The 25290-nt window shown below is 29.3% G+C and carries 22 protein-coding genes; 20 read left to right on the top strand and 2 right to left on the bottom strand.

Translation table 11 applies throughout. The annotated features are described in order from the left end of the window. Nucleotides 1-13: 13 nt before the first annotated feature. Nucleotides 14-2293 carry an ATP-dependent DNA helicase gene (locus tag ACQPUW_RS13790; protein ID WP_430838075.1) on the top strand — a complete coding sequence of 760 codons (2280 nt, stop codon included), beginning with the start codon at nt 14-16 and terminating at the stop codon, nt 2291-2293. Between the two features lie 106 nt (nt 2294-2399). On the opposite strand, the gene ACQPUW_RS13785 is transcribed toward ACQPUW_RS13790, so the two are convergent. After that, nucleotides 2400-3278 (bottom strand): aldose 1-epimerase family protein, encoded by an 879-nt coding sequence (locus tag ACQPUW_RS13785; RefSeq protein ID WP_430838074.1) that lies wholly within the window; start codon nt 3276-3278, stop codon nt 2400-2402. Nucleotides 3279-3524: 246 nt separating this feature from the next. On the opposite strand from ACQPUW_RS13785, the gene ACQPUW_RS13780 reads away from it, so the two are divergent. After that, nucleotides 3525-4370: a YihY/virulence factor BrkB family protein gene (locus ACQPUW_RS13780; RefSeq protein ID WP_430838073.1), complete on the top strand. Its 846-nt coding sequence runs from the start codon at nt 3525-3527 to the stop codon at nt 4368-4370. A 48-nt stretch (nt 4371-4418) separates the two neighbouring features. Here the strand turns inward: ACQPUW_RS13780 and galE are convergent, their stop codons facing one another. After that, nucleotides 4419-5405: a UDP-glucose 4-epimerase GalE gene (galE, locus tag ACQPUW_RS13775; protein ID WP_430838072.1), complete on the bottom strand. Its 987-nt coding sequence runs from the start codon at nt 5403-5405 to the stop codon at nt 4419-4421. A gap of 144 nt (nt 5406-5549) precedes the next feature. Here galE and ACQPUW_RS13770 point away from each other — a divergent pair, with 144 nt between their 5' ends. The 18 genes from ACQPUW_RS13770 (at nt 5550) to aspT (ending at nt 25285) form a co-directional block, all read left to right on the top strand. Then, nucleotides 5550-5918 (top strand): single-stranded DNA-binding protein, encoded by a 369-nt coding sequence (locus tag ACQPUW_RS13770; RefSeq protein ID WP_430838071.1) that lies wholly within the window; start codon nt 5550-5552, stop codon nt 5916-5918. Between the two features lie 459 nt (nt 5919-6377). Next, nucleotides 6378-6701 carry a DUF6514 family protein gene (locus ACQPUW_RS13765; RefSeq protein WP_430838070.1) on the top strand — a complete coding sequence of 108 codons (324 nt, stop codon included), beginning with the start codon at nt 6378-6380 and terminating at the stop codon, nt 6699-6701. Between the two features lie 81 nt (nt 6702-6782). After that, nucleotides 6783-7154, top strand: coding sequence for a holo-ACP synthase (acpS, locus tag ACQPUW_RS13760; RefSeq protein WP_430838069.1), 372 nt, complete (start codon nt 6783-6785; stop codon nt 7152-7154). A 4-nt stretch (nt 7155-7158) separates the two neighbouring features. Next, a complete protein-coding gene (locus ACQPUW_RS13755; RefSeq protein ID WP_430838068.1) occupies nt 7159-8658 on the top strand; it encodes an NAD(P)H-hydrate dehydratase in 1500 nt (499 codons plus the stop codon). Nucleotides 8659-8717: 59 nt separating this feature from the next. Beyond that, nucleotides 8718-9401, top strand: coding sequence for a germination lipoprotein GerS-related protein (locus ACQPUW_RS13750; RefSeq protein WP_430838067.1), 684 nt, complete (start codon nt 8718-8720; stop codon nt 9399-9401). Between the two features lie 965 nt (nt 9402-10366). Continuing rightward, nucleotides 10367-10594, top strand: coding sequence for a hypothetical protein (locus tag ACQPUW_RS13745; RefSeq protein ID WP_204594043.1), 228 nt, complete (start codon nt 10367-10369; stop codon nt 10592-10594). Between the two features lie 8 nt (nt 10595-10602). After that, a complete protein-coding gene (locus ACQPUW_RS13740) occupies nt 10603-10956 on the top strand; it encodes a type II toxin-antitoxin system PemK/MazF family toxin (RefSeq protein ID WP_430838097.1) in 354 nt (117 codons plus the stop codon). A gap of 272 nt (nt 10957-11228) precedes the next feature. Beyond that, nucleotides 11229-12053 carry a transketolase gene (locus tag ACQPUW_RS13735; protein ID WP_430838066.1) on the top strand — a complete coding sequence of 275 codons (825 nt, stop codon included), beginning with the start codon at nt 11229-11231 and terminating at the stop codon, nt 12051-12053. A gap of 1 nt (nt 12054) precedes the next feature. Next, entirely contained in the window at nt 12055-12999 is a 945-nt protein-coding gene (locus tag ACQPUW_RS13730) for a transketolase family protein (protein WP_430838065.1), read from the top strand. Nucleotides 13000-13112: 113 nt separating this feature from the next. Then, nucleotides 13113-13958, top strand: a complete 846-nt coding sequence (locus ACQPUW_RS13725; protein ID WP_430838064.1) for a YitT family protein — start codon at nt 13113-13115, stop codon at nt 13956-13958. A 60-nt stretch (nt 13959-14018) separates the two neighbouring features. Beyond that, on the top strand, nt 14019-14873 hold the full coding sequence (locus ACQPUW_RS13720) for a YitT family protein (RefSeq protein WP_430838063.1): 855 nt from the start codon (nt 14019-14021) through the stop codon (nt 14871-14873). A 159-nt stretch (nt 14874-15032) separates the two neighbouring features. Next, nucleotides 15033-15719: a cell division ATP-binding protein FtsE gene (ftsE, locus tag ACQPUW_RS13715; protein WP_430838062.1), complete on the top strand. Its 687-nt coding sequence runs from the start codon at nt 15033-15035 to the stop codon at nt 15717-15719. After that, nucleotides 15709-16599 (top strand): permease-like cell division protein FtsX, encoded by an 891-nt coding sequence (gene ftsX, locus ACQPUW_RS13710; RefSeq protein WP_430838061.1) that lies wholly within the window; start codon nt 15709-15711, stop codon nt 16597-16599. Before ftsE ends, ftsX begins: the two co-directional genes overlap by 11 nt. Before the next feature lie 147 nt (nt 16600-16746). Further along, nucleotides 16747-17988, top strand: coding sequence for a S41 family peptidase (locus tag ACQPUW_RS13705; RefSeq protein ID WP_430838060.1), 1242 nt, complete (start codon nt 16747-16749; stop codon nt 17986-17988). Between the two features lie 17 nt (nt 17989-18005). Then, nucleotides 18006-19283, top strand: a complete 1278-nt coding sequence (locus tag ACQPUW_RS13700; protein WP_430838059.1) for a PDZ domain-containing protein — start codon at nt 18006-18008, stop codon at nt 19281-19283. A gap of 220 nt (nt 19284-19503) precedes the next feature. Beyond that, nucleotides 19504-21483, top strand: coding sequence for an excinuclease ABC subunit UvrB (gene uvrB / locus ACQPUW_RS13695; RefSeq protein ID WP_430838058.1), 1980 nt, complete (start codon nt 19504-19506; stop codon nt 21481-21483). Nucleotides 21484-21986: 503 nt separating this feature from the next. Continuing rightward, the gene (locus ACQPUW_RS13690) at nt 21987-23573 is read left to right on the top strand and encodes a bifunctional aspartate transaminase/aspartate 4-decarboxylase (protein WP_430838057.1); all 1587 of its coding nucleotides are present in this window, start codon (nt 21987-21989) and stop codon (nt 23571-23573) included. Nucleotides 23574-23617: 44 nt separating this feature from the next. Further along, nucleotides 23618-25285: an aspartate-alanine antiporter gene (aspT, locus tag ACQPUW_RS13685; RefSeq protein ID WP_430838056.1), complete on the top strand. Its 1668-nt coding sequence runs from the start codon at nt 23618-23620 to the stop codon at nt 25283-25285. The last annotated feature ends 5 nt before the right edge of the window (nt 25286-25290 follow it).

The raw sequence follows: 25290 nt of genomic DNA, 5'->3' as shown, positions 1-25290 counted from the left end.
AGGGGAAAATGCTATGAGTAAAGAAATTATAAGAGAGTCTGTAAGAGGTCTTGTAGAATTTATACTTAAGAGTGGAAGTATTGATAGTAGATTTTCTACATCGAAAAGAGCTGTTGAAGGAATAAGAGCTCATCAAAAGCTTCAAAAAAGCAACGAAGAAATATTTGATAAATATGAACGAGAAGTTTATTTAGGTAATGAGTTTGAACTTGAAGATTTTATTTTGAAAATTGAAGGAAGAGCTGATGGAATAATATATGAAGAATCAAGTGTAATAATAGAAGAAATAAAATCTACATATAGACCATTGTTAGAAATTGATGATTCTAATGAACTTCATTGGGCTCAAGCTAAAGTATATGGATATATTTATTCTATTCAAAATAAATTAGAGAGTATTGAAATACAATTAAGTTACTATCAATTAGAAAGCAATGAAGTAAAAAGCTTTAGAAGAAATTATACAATGAAAGAACTAGAGATATTTCTGGATGAAATAATAAGAAAGTATGAGAAGTATGTGGTTTTATCTGTTAATCATAGAGAGAGTAGAAATGATTCAATAAAGCAATTAGAATTTCCATTTGAATCATACAGAGAAGGTCAACTAAAACTTGCACGTGCTGTTTATGGAACTATGAGGGAGGGAAAGTTACTTTTCGCTCAAGCACCAACAGGGATAGGGAAAACAATATCTACATTATTTCCTTCTATAAAGTCTGTAGGAGAAGGAATAAAAGAAAAGATTTTTTATTTAACTGCAAAGACAGTAAATAGTCAGGTAGCAGAAAATACACTTAATATACTTAGAGAAGAAGGATTAAAATTCAGAAGTATAACATTAACGGCAAAACAAAAGGTTTGTTTAAATGATAAGGTCAGCTGCAACCCTGATGAGTGTAAGTATGCAGTTGATTATTATGATAAAAGTAAAGATGTTATATATGATTTACTAAAAGAATGTGGAAATATTGATAGAGAATTAATACTTAAGTTAGCTAAAGAAAATGAGATATGCCCATTTGAATTATCATTGGATATGATTAATTGGTGTGACGGAGTAATTTGTGATTATAATTATATTTTTGATAAAAGGGTTGGACTTAAAAGAGTAGTTGAAGATATGGGCGATGAGATTGCATTACTTATAGATGAGGGACATAACTTGGTGGATCGTGGAAGAAGTATGTACTCTGCAACACTTAATAAGTCTAAATTCTTAGAGATGAGAAGAGAGTTAAAAGGAAAGGTTCCAAATCTTTATAAGGTAATGAATAAAATAAATTCATATTTTGTAACTATTAGAAGAGAGTGTGAAAGTAGAGAAGTAAATAGTTATTATGAAAAAGAGGGGCCTAAAGAATTATATAGATATCTTAGAAATTTTATAAGTGAAAGTGAAGACTTGTTAATTAAGCTTAAGGGTGAACCATATTATGATGAGTTGCTTGATTTATATTTTGACATAAATAAATTTGTTGGAGTCAGTGAGTATTATGGAGATGAGTATGTAACTTATGTTGAAAATTATAATAATGAAGTTAACATAACACTATTTTGTATAAACCCAGCAGATAAGATTAAGGCTATCACAGAGAAAATTAAAGGAACAGTAATTTTTTCAGCAACATTATCGCCAATTGATTACTATATTGAATTACTTGGTGGTGATAATAACTCATATAGATTAAGATTAAAATCACCCTTTGATAGCAGTAAATTTGATGCAAATGTACATCCCGCTAATACTAGATTTAAGTTTAGAGAAAGAACTATAAAAGATATAGAAGATAAAATTAGAGGATTTCTACAAGAGCGAAAGGGAAATTCATTGATATTTTTCCCATCATATGATTATTTAGAGATGTTTATCAATAGTATAAATGAAGAATTTGATGGTTATAAAATGTTAGTTCAAGAAAGAGAAATGAATGAAGAAGATAAAGAAAGATTTATATCTGAATTTAGAGAAAATAATAATGTGGTTGGATTTGCTGTTCTTGGAGGAATATTTTCTGAAGGAATAGACCTTCCAGGAGATATGCTAATTGGTACTGTTATTGTAGGTGTAGGTTATCCAAAGATTTCTATAGAGAGAGAAATTATCAAGGATTATTTTGAAAATAAGGGATATGATTACGCATATATATACCCTGGGATAAATAAAGTCTTGCAGGCTGTTGGAAGAGTAATAAGAACAGAAGAGGATGAAGGAAAGGCACTGCTTGTAGATGATAGATACTTAACATCAAAATATAAAAGTTTGCTTCCAAGAGAGTGGAATATTAATTAATTATCATTTATAAATAATATAATAAATAACTAGATAAATAAAAAAGTCCATTTAAGGACTTTTTTATTTATCTTAATTTAATATTTAATCTAGTATTTTAAGTATATTATTCAGATAGAGTTAATGTATAACTACATTGGAAAGTATCATTAACATCTAATTTTTCTATTCCGGCCTTATCTTTGAATTCTCCAGTAAAATCAGAAAAGTCAGCATGTCCATACCAAGGCTCTATACATACAAATGGAGCTCCTTCTGCTTTAGACCATAGACCCATGAATGGGAATCCTTCGAAATCCATAGTGAGAGACTTACTATGATTTTTTGATTTTAGAGATATTTTATTTGATTTTAGATTATCAAAGACTAACGCATCACCTGCAAATAATTCTTTGCTTAGTGGGATTATATTTTCATCATTTAAATAATCTTTTCTTTCATGATTAAAATATCCATCTTTAGTAAGAAGCATAGTATCGGCTGTTTCTTTTTGGTTGAATTCAAAATAATAATCATTCATAGTTTCATTTTCTTCAATTGGACATAAAAATGCTGGATGTGCTCCAATTGAGAAGTAAATTATTTTATCATCTAGATTCTTTACTATATAAGTAACCTTAACACCACTTTCAATAAGAGTATATCTAATTTGTAGTGAAAATTTATAAGGGTATACCTTTAATGTATCATTAGAATACTTTAACTCAAAAGTTATTGAGTCTTTAGTTTGATCTATCATTTCAAAATCAGAAACTCTTGCAAGTCCGTGCTGAGGAAGATTATATGTAGCTCCACAAGCTCTATATTCACCGTTATTGACTTTACCTACTATAGGAAATAATATTGGAGAATGATATTTCCAATGCTTTGGATCACCATTCCATAAGAATTCGATTTCATTTTTCTTTGAAATTAAATTGTGAAGTTCTCCACCATAAGTGCTAGCAGTTATTTTAGTTGACTCGTTTTCAAGTGTATATAACAAATAAAACACTCCCTTTCATATTGTATTATACATTTAAATTCCAATTTATAGAAGATTAATGTATAATAATCTTACTTTAAACCATATTATAAATTATACTATAGTAGAAAACGTTAATAAATACATATATTAATAGATAGATGATAAAATAGTAGAAGTGTAATTAAATAAATTTTGCTACAAAGAGAAATAAATGATATATTATAAAAATGAAACATTAAAAATAATAATAGTATTGGTGAGATTATGAAAAAAAATTCTAATAACAGATCAATGATAGACACATTTTTATATTTATTTGTTAAGGTTAAGAGAGATGATATTTTTGCTTTAGCATCACAGTTAGCATATTATTTAGTATTATCATTCTTTCCTTTTTTAATTTTTTTAAGTACTTTAATAGGATTCAGTCAATTAAATTCTGGAGAAGTGTTAGATGGGTTGCAAAAGATATTACCAACAGCAGTATTTCAATTAACTAGCACAACGATAGAAGAAATTGTAAATTCCCAGAATACGGGAGTATTAGGGGTATCAATAGTATTAACAATTTGGTCTGCTTCTTCTGCATTTAGGGCCGTAACAAAAGGTGTTAATAAGGCTTACAATATAGATGAAAATAGATCATTTATCAAGAGATCAATAATTGGAATTATATGTGTTATAGCATTAGCATTAACAATTATTAGTACACTTGTTATGCTTGTATTTGGTGACCTAATAGGTAAATTTTTAAATACGGTGCTTCCTTTTGAACATCTAATAAATTTTATTTGGAATATATTAAGATACGTAATTATAATTGTTATGATGATTATAGTCTTTGCTACAATTTATAAAGTAACACCAGCTAGAAGGATTAAATTTAGAACTGTAATACCAGGAGCTATAATATCTACTGTTGGATGGCTGATAGTTTCATTAGGTTTTTCATTCTATGTAAATAATTTTAGTCATTATTCTAGACTTTATGGTAGCATTTGGACAGTATTTGCTTTAATGATATGGCTCTTTATAACATCTATGGTATTTATGTTTGGAGTAGAATTAAATTCCGTTTTAGATAATGAGAAAAGAAAGAGGATATATTAACAATATATCCTCTTTCTTTTCTCAAAATTTAATTTCAAGTTTAGGAATTTATTTTGAATATCCGTTAGGATGATTTTTATGCCATTTCCAAGCAGTCTCTATTATTGTTTCAACGCTATTAAATTGAGGCATCCAATGAAGTTCTTCTACAGCTTTATCACTTGAAGCTATAAGAACTGCTGGATCTCCGGCTCTACGAGGGGCCACCTCAGCTGGTATAGGATGTCCAGTAACTTTTCTCGCGATTTCAATCATTTCTTTAACTGAGAAGCCAGTTCCATTTCCTAAATTATATATTCTACTTTCTCCGCCACCCATTAATCTTTCAAGTGCAAGTGAGTGAGCAGAAGCTAAGTCGGATACATGAATATAATCTCTTATACAACTTCCGTCCTCAGTATTATAATCATCACCAAATATCATTATTTTATCACGCTTACCTAAAGCAACATCCAAGATAAGTGGGATTAAATGAGTTTCAGGAGAATGATCTTCACCTATTTTTCCATTTATGTGAGCACCAGCTGCATTAAAGTATCTAAGAGTAGTATACTTTATTCCATAAGCATGGTCGCACCAATTTAATATTTTTTCAACAATGAGTTTTGACTCACCATAAGCATTTGTTGGTATAGTCTTACTTTCTTCTAATATTGGAATTTCGTCAGGCTCTCCATAAGTAGCAGCCGTTGATGAGAATACTATATATTTTACATTATAATCTCTCATTGCCTCAAGAAGATTTATAGTTCCATAAACATTATTGTTAAAATATTTTAGTGGTTCAGTCATACTTTCTCCAACTAAAGAGTAAGCAGCAAAATCAATTACAGCTTCTATATTATTCTCACTAAATATTTTATCTAGTATTTTTCTATCTCTTAAATCACCAATGTATAATTTTCCACCAAGAAGTGCATCTTCATGTCCCTTTTCAAGATTATCTAATATAATAACCTCATTTCCGTTTTCTAATAATTCAGCAACCATGTGGCTTCCAATGTATCCAGCGCCTCCGCAAACTAATATTGACATGTAATCCCTCCAATTATAATTTATAGCTTAATTTACCATCATAATAATTATACCATCAAAATTATCCAAATATAATACTGCATCTTGAATAATATTTACAATTAAGGAAATACTTTTAGGTATAATTGCTCAGGAGGTATAAGAATGAATAAAATAGTATTATTAGGAAAATTAATAAGGGACCCTGAACTTAGATACCTGGAAAGTAGTGAAAAGGTAAATTCGAAATTTATTATTGCAGTAGAAAGAAGTTTTAAGTCTTTAGATGGTACAAGAAAATCAGATTTAATACCTATAACTGTATGGGGAAAGAAAGCGGAGGTTATATGTAAGTATCTTAGAAAAGGTGATTACATAAGTCTAAGTGGAAGACTTAGAACAGGAAGTTATGAAGATAAAGATGGAACTAAAAAATATATAGCTGAAGTTTCTTTAGAAGATTTTAAATTTGTTGGTAGAAGAAGAAGTGAAGCTGATATTATACATGAAGAGAGTAATAAAGTTATGGATTAGTATATGCTAATCTATAACTTTTAAAAAATATGTTAGAATATATTGTAATTTTAGAGAATTATATGTTATAATAAAAATATCGGTAATGGTAACGTATTCACGTTTCAATTATGGTTGTTTAGGGGATATGAGAGAGAAAAAAGGAGCTAGGGAGCTCTTTTTTTTATGCATATATATCCAAAAAATTACAAAAAAATAACGTGGTAAAAGTTTACATTAAACAGGAATTAATTTCCATGGAGATTAATTATGAATTAAATTAAACAATAGTCGACAAGAAAAGTATTTTTAAGTTAATTATCAACTACTTTGACTGTTGAAATATAGATATACGTCTAGAAAAGTACGAAACATGTCAATAAAAAAATATTTACAAGAACATCCTTTGACATATTTCACGACATACCTATGATATATTTTACTAGAAGGCATATTTATGGCATATAGAGGGGGATTATCATGGTTAAGGAAAAATTTGTATTTTCAAGAATAACAAACGGAATTGAAAGGAAATATAAGTACAAGCTTATAAAGAGTTTAATGGGAGAAGAAGAGGTATTCGGCATAGAAATAGAAAGACTTGATATTAAAGGAGATCTAATTATAGATTCATTTAAAGATTCAATAGATTTAATTTCACCAATAGAAGAAAAAGTCAATGCATTATTAAAGATGCTTTATGAAAATCAAGTATCACCAATTCATTTAATTGATATAATAGGACCTTACGCTGATGAGTACGTTAGTGATTTTGATAAGATATGTTTAGAAGTACAAGTATAGTGAGGTTATAAGAAAACAAACATCTTTGATTTATAGTAAAATGTAATATATATGATATGTTACAGGGAAGGATGAATTAAGATGATAGTTGGTATAGGAACTGATATTATTGAAATAAATAGGGTTGAAAAGGCAATAGATAGAAACCCTAAATTTTTAGAGAGAATGTTTACTGAAAGAGAAATAGAATTTTTAAGAAGTAGAAACTTGAAAGGGGAAACTGTAGCTGGATCCTTTGCGGTAAAAGAAGCAGTAAGTAAAGCTTTAGGTACCGGAATAAGGGGATTTGCTTTTAATGATATTGAAGTGTTAAGAGACTCATTAGGTAAACCAGAAGTTACTTTAAGTGAAAAAATAATAAATAATTTAAATATTAATTCAGTTAATATTCATGCTAGTATATCTCATGATTTAGATACTGCCATTGCTTTTGTCGTAATTGAGGAGGCATAACTGAATGGAAGTTTTAAGTAGATATGGTTGTAGAAATATAGATAATGAAACAATTAATAAAGTAGGAATTCCATCAATAGTTTTAATGGAAAATGCAGCAAATGGAATAACTAATATTATTAAAGACATGGGAAATAAAATAGTTGTTTTCTGTGGAATAGGGAATAATGGTGGAGATGGCCTAGCAATAGCAAGGAAATTACATCTATTAAATAAAGATGTAGAGGTAATTTTAGTTGGAGATATAAAGAAAATAAGCAATGATTGCAATTTGAATTTGACGATAATTAAAAATTTAAACATTCCTATTATAAATGTAGAAAGAGAAGAAGATATAAAAAACATTATAATAGAAAAAGTAATAGAAGCTGATTATATAGTAGATTCTATATTTGGAATTGGTTTAAATAGGAGTGTCTCTGGTATTTATAAACATGCAATAGAAATAATAAATAAATATTCTAAATTTACGATAGCGATAGATATACCATCTGGAATGGATTCTGATACAGGAGAAGAGCTTGGAAAAGCTATAAAGGCAGACATTACATGTACAGTTGAAGTGATGAAAAGAGGGTTTATGTCTACTAATGCTATAGAGTTAACTGGAGATATAAAAATAGTTAATATAGATATACCAGATTATATAAAAAAACAAAATAGTGAAAGAACTTACATACTATCAAAAGATAAATATAAGAAAATGATTCCTATAAGAAAGAAATCAGGACATAAAGGGAATTATGGAAAGATATTGATAGTTGCAGGTAGCGAAAAATATTGTGGAGCAGCATTTATAACTACAGAAGCTTGCGTTAGAACTGGAAGTGGGCTAGTGACTTTATTGACACATAAAGATGTATCAAGTGCATTAAAAGGCAGACTTACTGAAGCTATGATACAAGAATATTCAAGGTATGAGGATGTAGATACTTTAGGTGGATTTGATGTTATAGCTTGTGGGCCAGGATTTAGTAAAGCTGAAGATAGTAAAATGATTTTAAAAAAGATTATAGAGAAGACTGATTGCAAATTAGTCTTAGATGCAGATGCTCTTAATATAATAAGTGAAAATAAGGACCTAATTAAAGGGCTAAAAGGGAGAACAATAATAACGCCTCATCCAGGCGAAATGGCTAGATTAATAAATAAGACTATAAGTGAAGTTGAAAAAGATAGAATTGATATTGCAAAGAAGTTTGCAAAAGAACATAACATTACAGTCTTACTAAAAGGTTATCATACAGTTATTACAGATGGTACTTATGCATTTATAAATACTACTGGAAATAGCAAGATGGCTTCAGGTGGAATGGGGGATTGTTTAACTGGAATTATAGCTTCTCTTATAGGTCAAAATCTTAATATAATAGAAGGAACTCTCTTAGGTGCATATGTTCATGGATATATAGGAGATGAATTATCAAAAACTAGGTATAGTGTAAATGCAAGAGACATAATAGAAGAACTACCTAAAACAATAGAAAAATTATGTGAAAACTAGAATAAAATTCTTCCAAGTTTAATATTAGTATTAATGAGTAATTAAACAGTGGAGGGATCATGAAGTTTTTAGAAAAATTAAAAAGTATAAAAAATAAAAAAAATAAGAACATAAAGACAGAAAAAAGCAATATAAAGAAAAAAATATTAGCTGTATTATTAATGATAATACCGTTTATATCTATAATATTAGTAATATCATTTAGACATGTTACAGATCCAACAAATGAAGAAATATTAGAACATGTAAAAAATATGAAAAGATACGATACAATTGCTGAATACACTATAATTAATACTAGAGGAACATATAGTGAGAAGACTAAAGTTTTATTCTGTGATGATCATGGAATCAGAATAGATTTTGGAGAGGAACTTACTAAATTTTATAATGAAGATAAAGTAACTATGGTGTATAACAAAAAGAAAGAAAAATATGAAATAAAAAGAGACTTAGATAATTTATATCCATTAGGAGTAATGAGTGAAATTTTTAAGAACCCTGTTGTAGAGGTATCAGAGGGTCAGGAAGAATGGGGAGATTTAAAATATTTAAAGGTCGATTTTGACCTAATAACTAACAATAATCATATGGATAAAGCTACTCTATATATAAATAAGTCTAAAAAAGAGCCATTGTTAATAAAAATTTTCGATAATGAAGACAAAGAAAGAGTTAAAATAGAATATAGAGAGTTTAATAAAAATAAAGAATGTAGTGAAGAAGACTTTACAGTTAATTAGTAGATTGAAGAGTGAGTTAAATATAAGTAGTATTAGACATGGATTTTAATGAACTAATTCAGACGTCATTTCAAATAACATAAGAGAAGTAAGAAGCTTACAAAGGATAACAATATTAGGATATACACTAATAAGCTTTAATGATGAGCTTTAAAGTACGATATTAAAAAGAAAGTATATTCTTTAGAATATGCAAAGAAACTCTCAGAGATTGCAATGTTAAATAAAAATATTGTAAAAGTACATATAGCGCTAGATACTGGTATATAACATATAGGTTTTTATAAACAGAAAAAAGCGTAGAAGAGTAAATTTGGAATTAAACATGTATCAAATAGTTTTCTATAAGTAATTTAGAAGAATATCATTTTGATACTGTAAAACTAGTGGTAATACTTTATGGATATTATCAATTTAATAAAATAAAAAATAAGGCCGGTAGTAACATTAAAAGCAATGTAGTTCATCTTAGAGAAGTCGGAGAAGGAACGTACATAAGTTATTGAAGAAGTTATGCAACTGTTGGTACACAAGTGATCGCAATACTATCTAGAGGATATGCAGATGTTTATCTTAAAGCTTTAAAGGAAAAAGTAAAAGTGATTATAAAGAATATATTATAAATTGTTTTAGGTAATGTTTGTATAGATCAGTGTATGGTTTAAGTAACGGATATTTCAAAAATTAAAATTGAAAACAAGGTTATGTTATTAGAGAAAATAAAAATGATGCTAATGATATAACTAATGAATTGAATATTATTAGTTATGAAGTTATGGGTGCCATTGATAGAATATTAGCGTGTATATAAAATGGACAAGTAATAAGCACTAGAAAGTATTTATAAATTAAGACAAATTAGAACAAATTTAAACAAATGTGACAAATCCTTTGACACAATGACATATTTTTATATATAATTTAAATATACATAAAAACTCTTTGGTAAATAGGGAGGAATTATCATGTCATGTCAAAAGGAATTAGAAAAAATGTATCTAGAAAAAAATAATTGTAAATATAATAGTGATAATCTAATAGTATATATAGATAGAGAAATTAGTAAGGAAACAGAGAAGCTTATGAAAAAAGGTTATCAAGAAATGGCTTTTCTAAATTTACAGTTAGCTTTGATGACAGAACATGAACTAGTTGATGTTAATGATTATGAGACATGGCTTTGCGGAGAGTGATAATTCTTATGACGACTATGGTAGTAAAAAGAGGCGATATATTTTATGCCGATTTAAGCCCGGTTATAGGATCGGAGCAAGGTGGCATAAGACCTGTGATAATTGTTCAAAATGATATAGGTAATAGGTATAGTCCAACTGTTATTATTGCGGCTATAACATCTCAAATTAATAAAGCAAAATTACCTACTCATGTTGAAATATCTTCGGAAGAATATGGTTTAAACAGAGATTCTGTTGTTTTATTAGAGCAGGTTAGAACTTTAGATAAGAGAAGATTAAAAGAAAAAATAGGACATATGACTGAAGAAGATATGAAAAAAGTTAATAAGGCTTTACTGATAAGTCTAAATTTAATTTAAAAAAATTTTTTAAATAAGCTACGCAAATGTTTACATTGGCGTAGCTTTTATTGTTTTATAATATTTATTAAATTAAAGAAAAACCAAGATAAATATCGAAAAATGATACACTATTAGAAATAGTATACTCTATATGGGCAAATGTGCAATACTATTAGGAAATAGCGTATATTATAGTGTATACAAAGAATAAATTGTGTGGTAAAATAAAATCTGTAAATAACGGAAAAACTAAATCTATAAAATGTTAAATTAAACTGGGAGGATATGAAATGAAAAAGAATAAACAAGAGCTAATGGATATAGCTAAAATTATAAGAAAAGATATAGTATCAATGCTAACAGAATCAGCTTCAGGACATCCAGGCGGATCATTATCTGCAACTGACATCGTAACTACATTGTTCTTTAATGAAATGAACATAGACCCAAAAAATCCTAAAATGGAAGATAGAGATAGATTTGTTTTATCAAAGGGTCATGCAGCACCAGTATTATATAGTGCTCTAGCAAGAAGAGGTTTCTTTGATCCTAAAGAATTAAGCACACTAAGAAAAATTGGATCAAATCTTCAAGGACACCCTAACATGAATGATCTACCAGGAATTGATATGTCAACAGGTTCATTAGGTCAAGGAATATCAGCAGCTGTAGGTATGGCTTTAGCTGGAAAAACTGATGATAAAAATTATAGAGTTTATTCATTACTTGGAGATGGTGAATTAGAAGAAGGTCAAGTTTGGGAAGCTGCTATGGCAGGAGCTCATTATAAATTAGATAATTTAACAATATTTATAGATTTCAATGGTCTACAAATTGATGGAGATATTACAAAAGTAATGAATCCTTCTCCAATAGATAAGAAATTCGAAGCTTTCGGATGGAATGTATTAGTTATAGACGGACATAACTATGATGAAATTTTAGAAGCAATTGAAAAAGCTAAGAATCATAAAGGACAGCCAACAGCTATAGTTTGTAAAACTGTAAAAGGAAAAGGTGTTTCATTTATGGAAAATCAAGCAAGCTGGCATGGAACAGCTCCAAGTAAAGAGCAATGTGAAGAAGCTTTAAAAGAAATTGGAGGGGAAGAATAATATGAGTAATAAGATCGCAACAAGAGAAGCATATGGAAAAGCATTAAAAGATTTAGCATCAATGAACAAAAACGTAGTTGTATTAGATGCTGACCTTTCAAAATCAACAAAAACTGCAGACTTTAAGGCTGTTGCGCCAGAAAGATTCTTTAATATGGGAATAGCTGAAGCTAACATGATGGGAGTAGCTGCTGGTATGTCAACTTGCGGAAAAATTCCTTATGTAAGTACTTTTGCAATGTTTGCAGCTGGAAGAGCTTTCGAACAAATAAGAAACTCAATCTGTTACCCAAGATTAAATGTAAAAGTTTGTGCAACTCATGCAGGATTAACTGTTGGAGAAGATGGTGCATCTCACCAAGCAATTGAAGATTTATCATTAATGAGAAGTATACCAAATATGACAGTTATAAACCCAGCTGATGCTGTTGAAACTGATGCAGTAATAAAGGCTATTGCAGAAATAGATGGACCTTGTTACGTAAGACTTGGTAGAGCTGCTGTAAATGTAATAAATGATAAAGACACTTATAAATTTGAACTTGGAAAAGGTGTTACTTTAAAAGAAGGTAATGATCTAACAATAGTTGCTACTGGTATAATGGTTGATGCAGCTTTAGAAGCAGCAGAAATGCTATCTAAAGATGGAATATCAGCTAGAGTAATTAACATACATACAATTAAGCCAATAGATAGAGAGTTATTAGTTAAAGCTGCTAAAGAAACAGGTGCTTTAGTAACTGCTGAAGAACACAGTGTTATAGGTGGTTTAGGATCAGCTGTATCAGAAGTTTTAACTGAAGAATATCCAGTACCAGTATTAAAAGTTGGTGTTCAAGATAAATTTGGTGAAAGCGGAAAACCAAATGATTTATTAGAAGCTTATGGATTAACAGCTAAGGATATAGCTGAAAAAGCGAAAAAAGCAATAAATTGTAAAAAATAATAGCAAAATTTGTTATAAATAAAGTTTAAATATGATATAACAGTATAGTAGGGGTACTATACTGTTATTTTTTATAAAAAATAATAATTTTACTATAAAAATAGGAGGTAAAAATGAAAGGGAAAATTAAAGAGTATGGGATAATAACGATAGGGATAATACTAGTGGGAATAGCCATTCAGTTTTTTTATGTCCCAAATAACATAACAGGAGGCGGAGTTACTGGTATTGCATTAGTAGTTAATCATTATATACCAGGTGCTAATCTTGGAACATTAATGGCGATTATGAATATATTTTTATTTATAATTGCGTTTATATTTATAGGTAAAGGCTTTGGAGGAAAGACAATTTATGCAGCAATGGGGTTATCCTTTATAAATTGGTTCTCAGAAAGCTTTATTAAGCCAGTGGGGATTCCGGACAATCCTATGCTTGCAACTATAGCTGGAACAGTTTTATTAGGAATAGGACTTGGAATAGTATTTACTCAAAATGCATCAACAGGTGGGACTGATATAATAGCAAAAATTTTAAATAAATTTTTCCATATTGATATGGGAAAAGGGATGCAAATGGTTGATATTATAGTTGTATTATTAAGTGCTGTAACTTTTGGTGTTGAAAAGGGTATATATGCATCCATTTGTGTTTTATTAAATGGAATTGTTATAGATAAGGTAATATCAGGTTTTAATACATGTCATCAGGTAGTGATATTTACAGAAAAGATAGATATATTAAAAGAGTACATAATTAAAGACATTGATAGAGGATGCACTGTCTTCAGAGGGAAAGGAGGATACACAGATAAAGAAAAAGATGTTCTATACTGTGTTGTTGGAAGGTCTCAGCTTATGAAAATAAGAAAGTTTATAAGTGATAATGAACCAGATGCTTTTGTTATAGTAAATGAAGCTCATGACGTTTTAGGGAAAGGCTTTGGCGATATAGAATAGTATCTCTTAAATTAGGAAAGATAATATCATAAATAAAACTATATAAATTGGGGTGTTAATATGAAAAAAGGTACAATAAAAGAATATGCATTAATAACTTTTGGAATTATTCTTGTTGCTATTTCTGTAGAGTATTTCTTTGCGCCAAATGAATTAGCTGCAGGTGGAGTTACTGGGCTCGCAATTGTTATAAATGATTTCTTCCCTTCAATTGGAGTTGGAATCATTACATTAATTATAAATGTAATATTATTTGGAGTTGCATTTATGTTTATTGGTGGAAACTTTGGGGGAAGAACGATATATGCAAGTTTAGTTTTATCATTAGTAATGTGGATTATAGAGAGATTTTTAAATCCATTTGCAATAACAAAAGATTTAGTAATAGCAACTGTTTTTGGAACTTTAATTTCTGCTTTTGGGATGGCATTAGTATTTAATAAAAATGCCTCAACAGGAGGTACAGACATATTAGCAAAATTACTTAATAAATTTAGTCATATGGATATTGGTAAAGCACTTTTAATAGTAGATCTTATAATTACACTTTCAGGGGCTTATGTATTTGGATTAGATTTAGGATTCTATTCAATGTTAAGTGTAATTATACTTGGTATTACAGTTGATAAATTTATCGAAGGATTTAACGCTTGTAAACAAATAATTATAATAAGTGAACATACTGAAAAAATAAGCAAATTTATTTTAGATGAGCTTGAAAGAGGGTGCACTTGCGTAAAAGGCGTTGGTGGATTCACTAAAAAAGAGAGCTTTATAATATATACAGTATTAAATAGAAATGAGTTCATAAAGCTGAAAAATCACATTAAGGAAGTTGATAGTAAAGCATTTATTACTGTTGGAGAAGTTCATGAAGTTTTAGGAGAAGGATTTACAGAACTTTATCATCCATAATATTACAAAATATGATAAAGTGTTTTGTCGTATTTGGGAATAATATTAAAAACTTAATAAAATCTTATATTATATGTCGTAAGACATGTGATATAATGATTTTGTATAATGGACAAGGGGTTTATGGAGTGAGTCCAAATCTATAAGGAGTGTTTAGAGATGATAGAATTTAAGAATGTATCTAAAATTTACGATAATAATGTAAAAGCTCTATCAGATGTTAACTTAGAAATAGAGTCAGGAGAATTCGTATTTTTAGTTGGACCATCTGGAGCTGGTAAATCAACTTTTATAAAAATGATATTAAAAGAGATAGATCCTAGTTCAGGACAATTAATAGTAGCTGGAAAAGATTTATCAGAAATAAAAAGAAAGCAAACGCCTTACTATAGAAGAAAAATAGGAATGGTGTTCCAAGATTTTAGATTAATACCTAACTTAAATGTTTATGAAAATGTAGCATTTGCTATGAAAGTAGTTGAAGCTACTCCAAAGGAAATCAGAAGAAGAGTTCCAATGGTATTATCATTAGTTGGGTTATCACATAAGTATAAGATGTTCCCACATGAATTATCAGGAGGGGAGCAACAAAGAGTATCACTAGCTAGAGCTATAGTTAATAATCCAACAGTTCTAATTGCTGATGAGCCTACAGGAAACTTAGACCCTGAAACAGCAAAAGAAATAATGGGATTATTAGATGATATAAATAAAGCAGGTACAACAGTTCTTATGGCAACGCATGCTCAAGAAATAGTTAATGACATGAAAAAGAGAGTTATAGCTATTGAAAAAGGAGAAATTGTAAGAGACGAGAAGAAAGGTAGGTACAACGATGAAAATTAATACAGTAAATCATTTTATTTCTGATGCTTTTAAAAGTTTAAAAAGAAATAAGACAATTTGTTTTGCTTCAATTATTACAGTACTTATTACATTCTTCGTGTTAGGTATATTTGTACTTATGAGTAAGAACGTAGGATTAGCACTTAATGATGTTCAATCAAAAGTGGAACTTAAGGTATTCTTAAAAGATGACATTAAGTTAATTGAACAAAGAGAAGTAGAAATTAAATTAAATGAACTTCCAGGAGTTAAGGATATACATTACGAATCAAAAGAAGAAGCTTTTAAAAACTTCCAAGAAAGCACAAAGGACAATAAGGGATTATTAGAAGGGTATAGCCTAGATAAAAATCCATTCCCAGCATCATTTGTAGTTAAATTAGATGATGCAAGCTATGCTAAATCAGTAACTGATGCAGTTCAAAGCTTAGCAGGAGTTGAAAGCATAGGTAATCAACAAGACCTTATAAATACAATAACTAAGGTTGTAAATGGTGTTAAAGTAATTGGTGGAGTACTATTTGTTATACTAGTTGGGGTTGCAGTATTCTTAATAATGAATACAACAAAACTAACAGTTTACTCAAGAAGAAGAGAAGTTGGTATAATGAAATTCGTAGGTGCTACAGATTGGTTTATCAGATGGCCATTTATAATCGAAGGTATGATAATAGGGCTTATAGGTTCTTTACTATCAATTGGATTAGTAGCCTTATTATATAACGGAGCTGTTAGCTGGATAGCTGGTAAGATGCTATATGTTTCATTAGTACCAGTAAGTTATGTAGGAACAACATTATTATGGCAATTTGCTTTAGGCGGATTAATAATTGGAGGAGTTTCAAGTTACGCTTCATTAAGAAAATTCTTAATAGTATAAAATTTATTAAATTGAATAGAATATAACTATGATAAACTCAGTAGGAATTTATTCCTACTGAGTTTAGTTTAATATGGAAAAATTGGGTATTATGCTTTATACTATTTAATTATATAGCATTGAGAGTTTAGAAAGGATGTTGTTTTAATGAAGCAAAATAGTAATAAAAACAACAAGAGGTTGGTCTACATAATAGTAGGAGTGCTTTTTGTTGTTTGTTTGTGTTTGGGAAGTTTTTATGTAGGGAATATTTTTGCAACAAAGGGTATGGTACTTGCATCAACAAATTCTAAAGTAAATAGTACATTTAAAGAATTTAACGACGTAGATAAGTATAAAGAATTATTTGAAGTTAGGGATGCATTAGTAAAAAATTATGATGGTGAAATTAATGATGAAGTAGCGCTAGAAGGTGCTATAAAAGGTATGGTAAATTCTTTGGGCGATCCATATACAGTCTATATGAATAAGAATGAGTTTAAAAAGTTTAATGAACAAAATTCAGGTGAATATATGGGAATAGGTGTTTATGTGGGTGTTAAAGATGGCAAAGTAACTGTGATATCACCTATAGATGGATCACCAGCTGCGAAATCTGGAATTAAGAGTGATGATGTCATAATTGCAGTAAATGGTGAAAAGGTTGGAGCTGATGTAGAAAAAGCAACATCTCTAATTACTGGTAAAAAGAAAGAAGAAATAACATTGACTATTCAAAGAGGAAATAAGGAACCATTTGATGTTAAAGTTATTAGAGACACTATAAAGACTGATTCAGTAAAGGGTGAAATGATTCAAAAAGATGTAGGATATATTCAAATTACATCATTCAATGCTAATGTTACAGAAGATTTTAAAAAGGAAATAGAAGCTCTAAAAGCAAAAGGAATGAAGGGAATGATATTGGATTTAAGAGGAAATCCAGGTGGATATCTGTCAGAAGCAGTTGGAGTTGCATCACAATTCATTCCTAAGGGTAAACTAATAACATATACAGTAGATAAATATGATAATAAAACTGAAGAAGTTTCAAAAGGAGGAATAGCTGAAGGTATGCCATTAGTTGTTCTTGTTGATGGAGGAAGTGCAAGCGCTTCAGAGGTTGTTACAGGTGCTTTAAGAGATTATAAGGTTGCAACTATAGTAGGAACTAATACTTTCGGTAAAGGAATAGTTCAGGCACCAGTTCAGTTTGAGGATGGAAGTGCTTTAAAAGTTACTATATCAAAGTACTACACTCCAAATGGAGAAAATATTCATCATAAAGGAATAAAGCCAGATGTAGTTGTTGAAATTCCTAAAGAGCTTTTAAATAAGCCTTACAGTAAAGATAAAGATAATCAACTTAAGAAAGCTTTGGAGGTCATAGATAACAAAATAAATAAGTAGTTGATTTAGGAGGAGCAATGGATTTAGTTTTACACACATTAAGGTCACTAGCATATATAATTGTCGAACCTTCTCTATTATTATTTTTAGTTATACTTGGCGTAATGTTTTATTTGAAAAACAAAAAACTTGCTTTTATGCAAAAAATGGTTACAGGGGAGAGTATTAACTCTCCCCTAGAACTTACATTATCCCAAATAACATTAGGATTAATTGGAGGAATCTTTGCAAGTTTAATGCTTAGCATATTAGGAGTAGTATTTAAAGAGAACTCAGGAATTGAATTACTGTTTATTATATCAATAATACCAATCTTCTTTAAAACAAAATTAACTAGCTTTGCATATGCAGGAGGAATTATTGGGGCTTTAAGTATAATAGTTACATATTTTAATATAGGTGGAGATAGTAGTGATTTCTTAAAATTAGATATATCGTCACTTATAATAGTTATTGGAGTTATACATATAATTCAAGGATTGCTTATTATGATTGATGGAAGTAAAGGTGCAATACCTGCTTTTTCTAAAAAGAATAATAGATTAATTGGTGGATATGTTCTAAATAGGTCTTGGGCAATACCAATTACTTTGTTTATAGCATTATCTAGTAATATGAATTCAGATATAATTAATAACAATATAAGTACACCAGGATGGTGGCCTATACTTTCAAACAGTAGCACCTTAAATTTAATAAGCACTGCTATATTAGCCATGATACCTTTGTTTGGATTGGTGAGTTATAATGCAGCGACATTCACTAAGACGAAGAAAGGAAAAAGCATAAGTTCAGGAATATACATTGTTATTTATGGTATTGTTATATCTTTAATATCTGTCATAGCAGAAATTGGACTAGCAGGTAAAATAATAGCAATAATATTAGTGCCATTACTTTATGGAGTTATTATTAGATTTGAAAGAAAGATGGAAGATAAAAAAGAGCCTATTTTTTATAGTGATGAGCATAGTATCTGTGTGTTAGAGGTTGTACCGTTTTCAAAAGCTTATTTGGCTGGTATAAAGGTTGGAGATAGGATAATATCTATTGAAGGCAAGTATATAGAAAGTGAGAAACAAATATACCAAGCTTTGAAGGATAATCATTTCGATGTAGAACTTGAAATAAAGAGTAAATCAGAAAGTAAAAAGAAAGTACAGGTTGGAAAAGGAAAAGGGGCAGGAATGCTTCTTGTACCTAGATTTGTAGATGAAGACAAAAAGATAGAAATAAATAAGAAAAGAATAAATGAAATATTAGAAAAATTAAAAGATGAACAAAAAAGCTCATAATTAGAATCAAGAGGTTTCCTATATATAATTTTTATTACTTTAATTAATAAAAATAGATATAGGAAGCTTCTTTATATTACAAGATATTTTAGCAAAACAAATACTATTTGCAAAAGAATAAATTTTGGGATAATGTATAAATAAGATTGAATTTAGTAAAGAATTAATGAGGTATGATATACTTTGAAATTTATATTATACATGAAATTGAGGTGAAATAATGGGAGAATTTAAGATAAAGTCTAAATTTAAGCCTACGGGAGACCAACCGAAAGCTATAGATAAATTAGTAGAGTCTATAAATGCAGGTAATGAATTTCAGACTCTTTTAGGAGTTACTGGATCAGGAAAGACATTTACTATGGCAAATATAATAGAAAGAACTCAAAAACCAACTATTATATTAGCACATAATAAAACTCTAGCAGCACAACTTTGCTCAGAATTTAAAGAGTTTTTTCCAGATAGTATAGTAGAATATTTCGTTTCTTACTATGATTACTATCAGCCAGAAGCTTATGTGCCACAAACAGATACATTTATAGAAAAGGATGCTTCAATAAATGATGAGATAGATAAGCTTCGTCACTCAGCTACATCAGCACTTTTTGAAAGAAAAGATGTTATTATAGTTGCATCTGTATCATGTATATATGGTCTTGGTAACCCAGATGAATATAAGAAACTTACAATAAGTCTTAGAACTGGAATGCAAAAAGATAGAGATGAGATAATAAAGAAACTTATAGAAATTCAATATGAACGAAATGATATTGATTTCTCAAGAGGAACATTTAGAGTTAGAGGAGATTCCTTAGATATTATTCCAGCATCATCTTCAAATAAAGGAATAAGAGTTGAATTCTTTGGAGATGAGATTGATAGAATAAGAGAGTTTGATGTTTTAACAGGAAAAATACTTGGGGAAAGAAATCATGCTCAAATATATCCAGCATCTCACTTTGCTGCTTCAAAAGAAGTATTAGAAAGATCAATTTCAGTAATTGAAGAAGAGCTTGAAGAGAGATTAAGAGTTTTAAATGCTGAGGATAAATTATTGGAAGCTCAGAGGTTAAGACAAAGAACTAACTTTGATATAGAAATGATAAGAGAGATGGGATACTGTAGTGGTATAGAGAATTACTCTAGAATATTAGATGGAAGAGCCCCAGGAACTCCGCCTAAAACACTACTTGATTACTTCCCAGCAGATGAATATTTAATGTTTATTGATGAAAGTCACGTAACACTTCCACAGGTTAGAGCAATGTATGCAGGTGATAGATCAAGAAAAGATTCATTAGTTGAATATGGATTTAGACTTCCATGTGCATATGATAATAGACCTTTAAAATTCCAAGAGTTTGAAAAGAAAATAAATCAAGTTGTCTTTGTAAGTGCAACACCAGCGAAATATGAAGAAGAACATGCAACTGTTATTGCAGAGCAGATTATAAGACCTACAGGATTGTTAGATCCACAAATAATTATAAAGCCAGTTAATGGTCAAATAGATGATTTATACGGAGAAATAGGAGAAACAACAAAACGAGGTTTTAGAACTCTTATAACAACTTTAACTAAGAAGATGGCAGAAGATTTAACAAAATATCTAACAGAACTTGGAGTAAAAACTACTTACATGCACTCTGATATAGATACTCTTGAAAGAATGAGAATTATAAGAGATTTAAGAATTGGTAAGTTTGATGTATTAGTTGGAATCAATCTTTTAAGAGAAGGTTTAGATATCCCAGAAGTTGCGTTAGTTGCAATATTAGATGCAGATAAAGAAGGTTTCTTAAGATCAGAAACCTCACTTATTCAAACAATAGGAAGAGCTGCAAGAAACTCAGAAAGTAAGGTTATAATGTATGCAGATAGAATAACAGGTTCGATGGACAGAGCTATTAAAGAGACTGAAAGAAGAAGAGTTATTCAAGAAGCATATAATGAAGAACATAATATTACGCCTCAAACAATTATGAAAGATGTAAGAGAAGTAATTGAGGCAACAAAGGTAGCAGAAGAAGAGACTAAGTACGAAATAGAAAATCAACCTAAGAAGCTTACGAAGAAGGAAAGAGAAAAACTAATTAAAGAGTATACAGACGAAATGATGGATGCTTCAAAGAATCTTCAATTTGAAAGAGCAGCTGAACTTAGGGATATGATTAAGAAGTTGAAGGATAAAAAATAAAGTGAATATTACAAAAGATTAGAGATATAATTCTCTAGTCTTTTTTTATTAAGTAGAAGATTTATGAATATATATAGCAGATTAATTTAATATAATTAATTGATATATTAGGTTCGTTAAAAGCGTTTATATATGTAGTATATGGAATTTAAGCATAGGATTATAGTGAGTTATATAATACATATAGATATAAGAAGATTAAATAAATTTGAATATTTCACAAAATATAAACATAATTATTCAAAAATTACAAAAAATGAAGAAAAAGACAGAATGATAAGTGTAGGCTGTAAAATCATTCAGGAAAAAATATAATATTTATCAAATTAATGGTTATTAATTACAAGATATGTATAATGAAAAGCTTTTAAAAATTATTACTATAGTTAATATAGTAGTTGGAAATTGATATTAAAAGTATGTATTTATGGGCAAGAAGTATATCTATAAAATTAATATTTAAATGAGGGGAGATATTTTAAATATTAAAAGGAGTGATCAATATGATTACAAGAGAAGAGGAAAAGAAATTAGAAAGTCTAGGAGCATTTGAAGTCAGCAATGATATGTTAAAGCTTGCTAAAAATAATGAAAAGCATAATGTGTTCTTAAATGCAGGAAGAGGAAATCCTAATTGGATTAATACTGAGGCAAGATTAGCTTTTGCAAGAATTGTCGAATTTGGAGTATTAGAATCTCAAAGGACAATGCATGATGGAAATTTAGCTGGTTATACAATCTTAGATGGAATTAGAGAAAGATTTGAATCATTCTTAGATGATAGTAAAGATATAGATAAGTTCTTAAAAAATATAATTGAATATTATACAAATGAATTAGGTATAGACGGAGATCAATTAGTAAAAGAGTTAGTTGACGGAGCCATTGCTAATAACTATCCAGTTCCAAGTCGTTGCTTAGTTAATATAGAAAAGATTTTAAATATGTATCTACAAAAGGAATTATATAATGGAGTAGACCTTAAAGATAAAACATCAGTATTCCCAACAGAAGGTGGAACAGCTGCAATTTGCTATATCTTTAATTCACTTAAAGAAAATAAATTAATAAAGGCTGGAGATAAAATTGCAATTAATACACCAATATTTACACCATACTTACAAATTCCAGAGCTTGATGATTATGAAATGGTAGAGATAGATTTAAGATCTAAAGAAGAAAATAAATGGGTTATATCACCAGATGAATTAGCAAAACTAGAAGATGAAAGTATTAAAGCATTATTTTTTGTAAATCCTTCAAATCCAGGATCAAAAGCATTAGATAAGCAAGCTCTAGATGCAATAGCTAAGGTTGTTCAAAAACGTAAGGATTTAATTATTATAACTGACGATGTTTACGGAACATTTGTAAATGGATTCCAAACAATATATAGTGTTGCACCACATAATACTTTACTTGTATATTCATTCTCAAAATTATATGGAGCAACAGGATGGAGAATTGGTTTAATAGCTGCAAATGAAGAAAATGTATTTGATAGCTTAATAGAAAAACTTCCAGAAGAAGAATTAAAGAAACTTGATGCAAGGTATGGACTTGTAACCTTAGAACCACGTAAATTAAAATTCATAGATCGTTTAGTTGCAGATAGTCGTTCAATTGGACTTTATCATACATCAGGATTATCTACACCTCAACAAGTTATGATGGCGTTATTTGCATCAACAGCTTTAATTACAAAAGAAAAAGACCAATATATTGAAAGTTCTAAAAAATTAGTATCTTCAAGATATCATGATTTATTCTCTACATTAGGAATTGATGAAGATAATAGCAAGGAAAATGCAAAATACTATTCATTAATAGATATATATGCTCTAGCAGAAGGTCACTATAATAGCGACTTTAGAAAATACTTAGAAAATGGATTTGAACCAATTGATTTTCTATTAAAATTAGCAGAAAAGAATGGAGTAGTATTAATGGAAGGGGTAGGCTTTGGAGCAACACCTGGAACTTTAAGAGTATCTGAAGCTAATTTACCAGATGAAGCATATAAGAAAATAGCAAAACAAGTATTAGAATTACTTTCTGAATATTACAGTGACTATAAGAAACAAAAATAATCTGTAGAATAAAAATATTAATTAAGTGCAGAAGGTGATTTAATATGAATGTGATTATTGATTTTTTAGAAAAGAATCCAAGTGTAGCAATATTCTTTTGCTTAGCACTTGGGTACTTAATAGGTAAGCTCAAGTATAAGTCATTTAGCTTAGGTTCAACTGTTGGAACACTTATAATTGGATTAATTGTAGGACAGTTTGGAGTGTTTCACATATCACCAATAGTGAAAAATATATTCTTTAGCTTTTTCATATTCACAATAGGATATGAAGTTGGACCAGCTTTTATAAATAGTCTAAAAAAATCAGGTGTGAAACTGGTTATTCACTCAGTATTTTTTAGTGTAGTTGCTTTTATAGTTGCTATGGTTTGTTTCAAAGTATTCCACGTAGATGCAGGGGAAGGTGCTGGTATAATTGCAGGATCCCTTACACAGTCAGCTGTTATAGGAACATCAGCATCAGCTATAAATGGACTTAATGCAACAGCTGCTACAAAAGCAGCTATGGAATCTAAAGTTGCAATTGCATATGCAATAACATATGTTTTTGGAACAGTTGGGATACTTATATTCTTGAAAAATATTGCACCTATGCTTTTAGGAGTAAACCTAAAAGAAGAAACAAAAAGGATGATTGAAAAGATTCATTTTAAGGGAGATGCATCAGATAATTCAAGCATAGTTAATAATATAAAGATGCGTTCCTTTTTAGTTAATGAAGGTTCATCATATGTAGGTAAATCAGTATTTGATATTGAAAAGAGCTTTAAAAATAAAGTGACTTTTGAAAAGATATTTAAAAATGGTGAAGACACTAATTTTGATCAAAGTACAGCTATAGTTTCAGGTGATTATATTACTGTAATAGGTAATCTCACAGATATTGTAGAAGCTGCAACTGATGGCTTATCAGAAACATCTGATGAAAAGTATATGAATGTGTCTTTAGAAAAGTCAGAAATAATGTTAACTAAAGAATTCAATATAAAAAATTTAAAAGACTTATATAGCAATAACATTATGTTAGAGTCAGTTAAAAGAAACGGAAAAAAATTAGAAGACGAAACAGAAATGAGAAATGGAGATATATTAACACTTATAGGACCTAAACATGCTATATCTAAAATAATAAAAGAATTTGGATATGTTAAAGATAATGGTACCTCAACAGATGTTAGTTATTTAACATTTGGGATTATAGTAGGTGTTTTAATAGGAACACTAGCATTAACAATTCATGATGTTCCATTAACTCTTGGAAGTGGTGGTGGAGCACTATTCTCAGGTTTATTATTTGGATGGTATCAAAATAAACATCCACGTTTTGGAGAAATACCATCATCAACACGTTGGTTCTTAAAGAGTGTAGGTTTAAATTTATTTATTGCTGTAGTTGGATTACAAGCCGGAAGTGCATTTGTTCCTGCATTAAAATCAATGGGATTTGCAGTATTAATAATAGGTATATTAGTATGCCTAATTCCACATGTACTTTCATTGTACTTTGGAAAATATGCACTAAAATTAGAACCCGTAGATATAATTGGTTCACTTTGTGGTGCAGGTACAATAACAGCTGCATTAAATGCTATAACTGAAGAAAATGGAAGTAGTATATTTGCTTTAAGTTATACACCTTCCTACGCAGTAGGTAATATTTTGATTACTATAATGGGACCTCTTACTATTGGATTGCTATATGTCCATTAAGTTTT

Origin of the sequence: Clostridium sardiniense, assembly GCF_050584765.1 — a bacterium.
Taxonomy (GTDB): Bacteria; Bacillota; Clostridia; order Clostridiales; family Clostridiaceae; genus Clostridium; species Clostridium sardiniense_A.
This window is presented reverse-complemented; position numbering and strand designations above follow the sequence as displayed.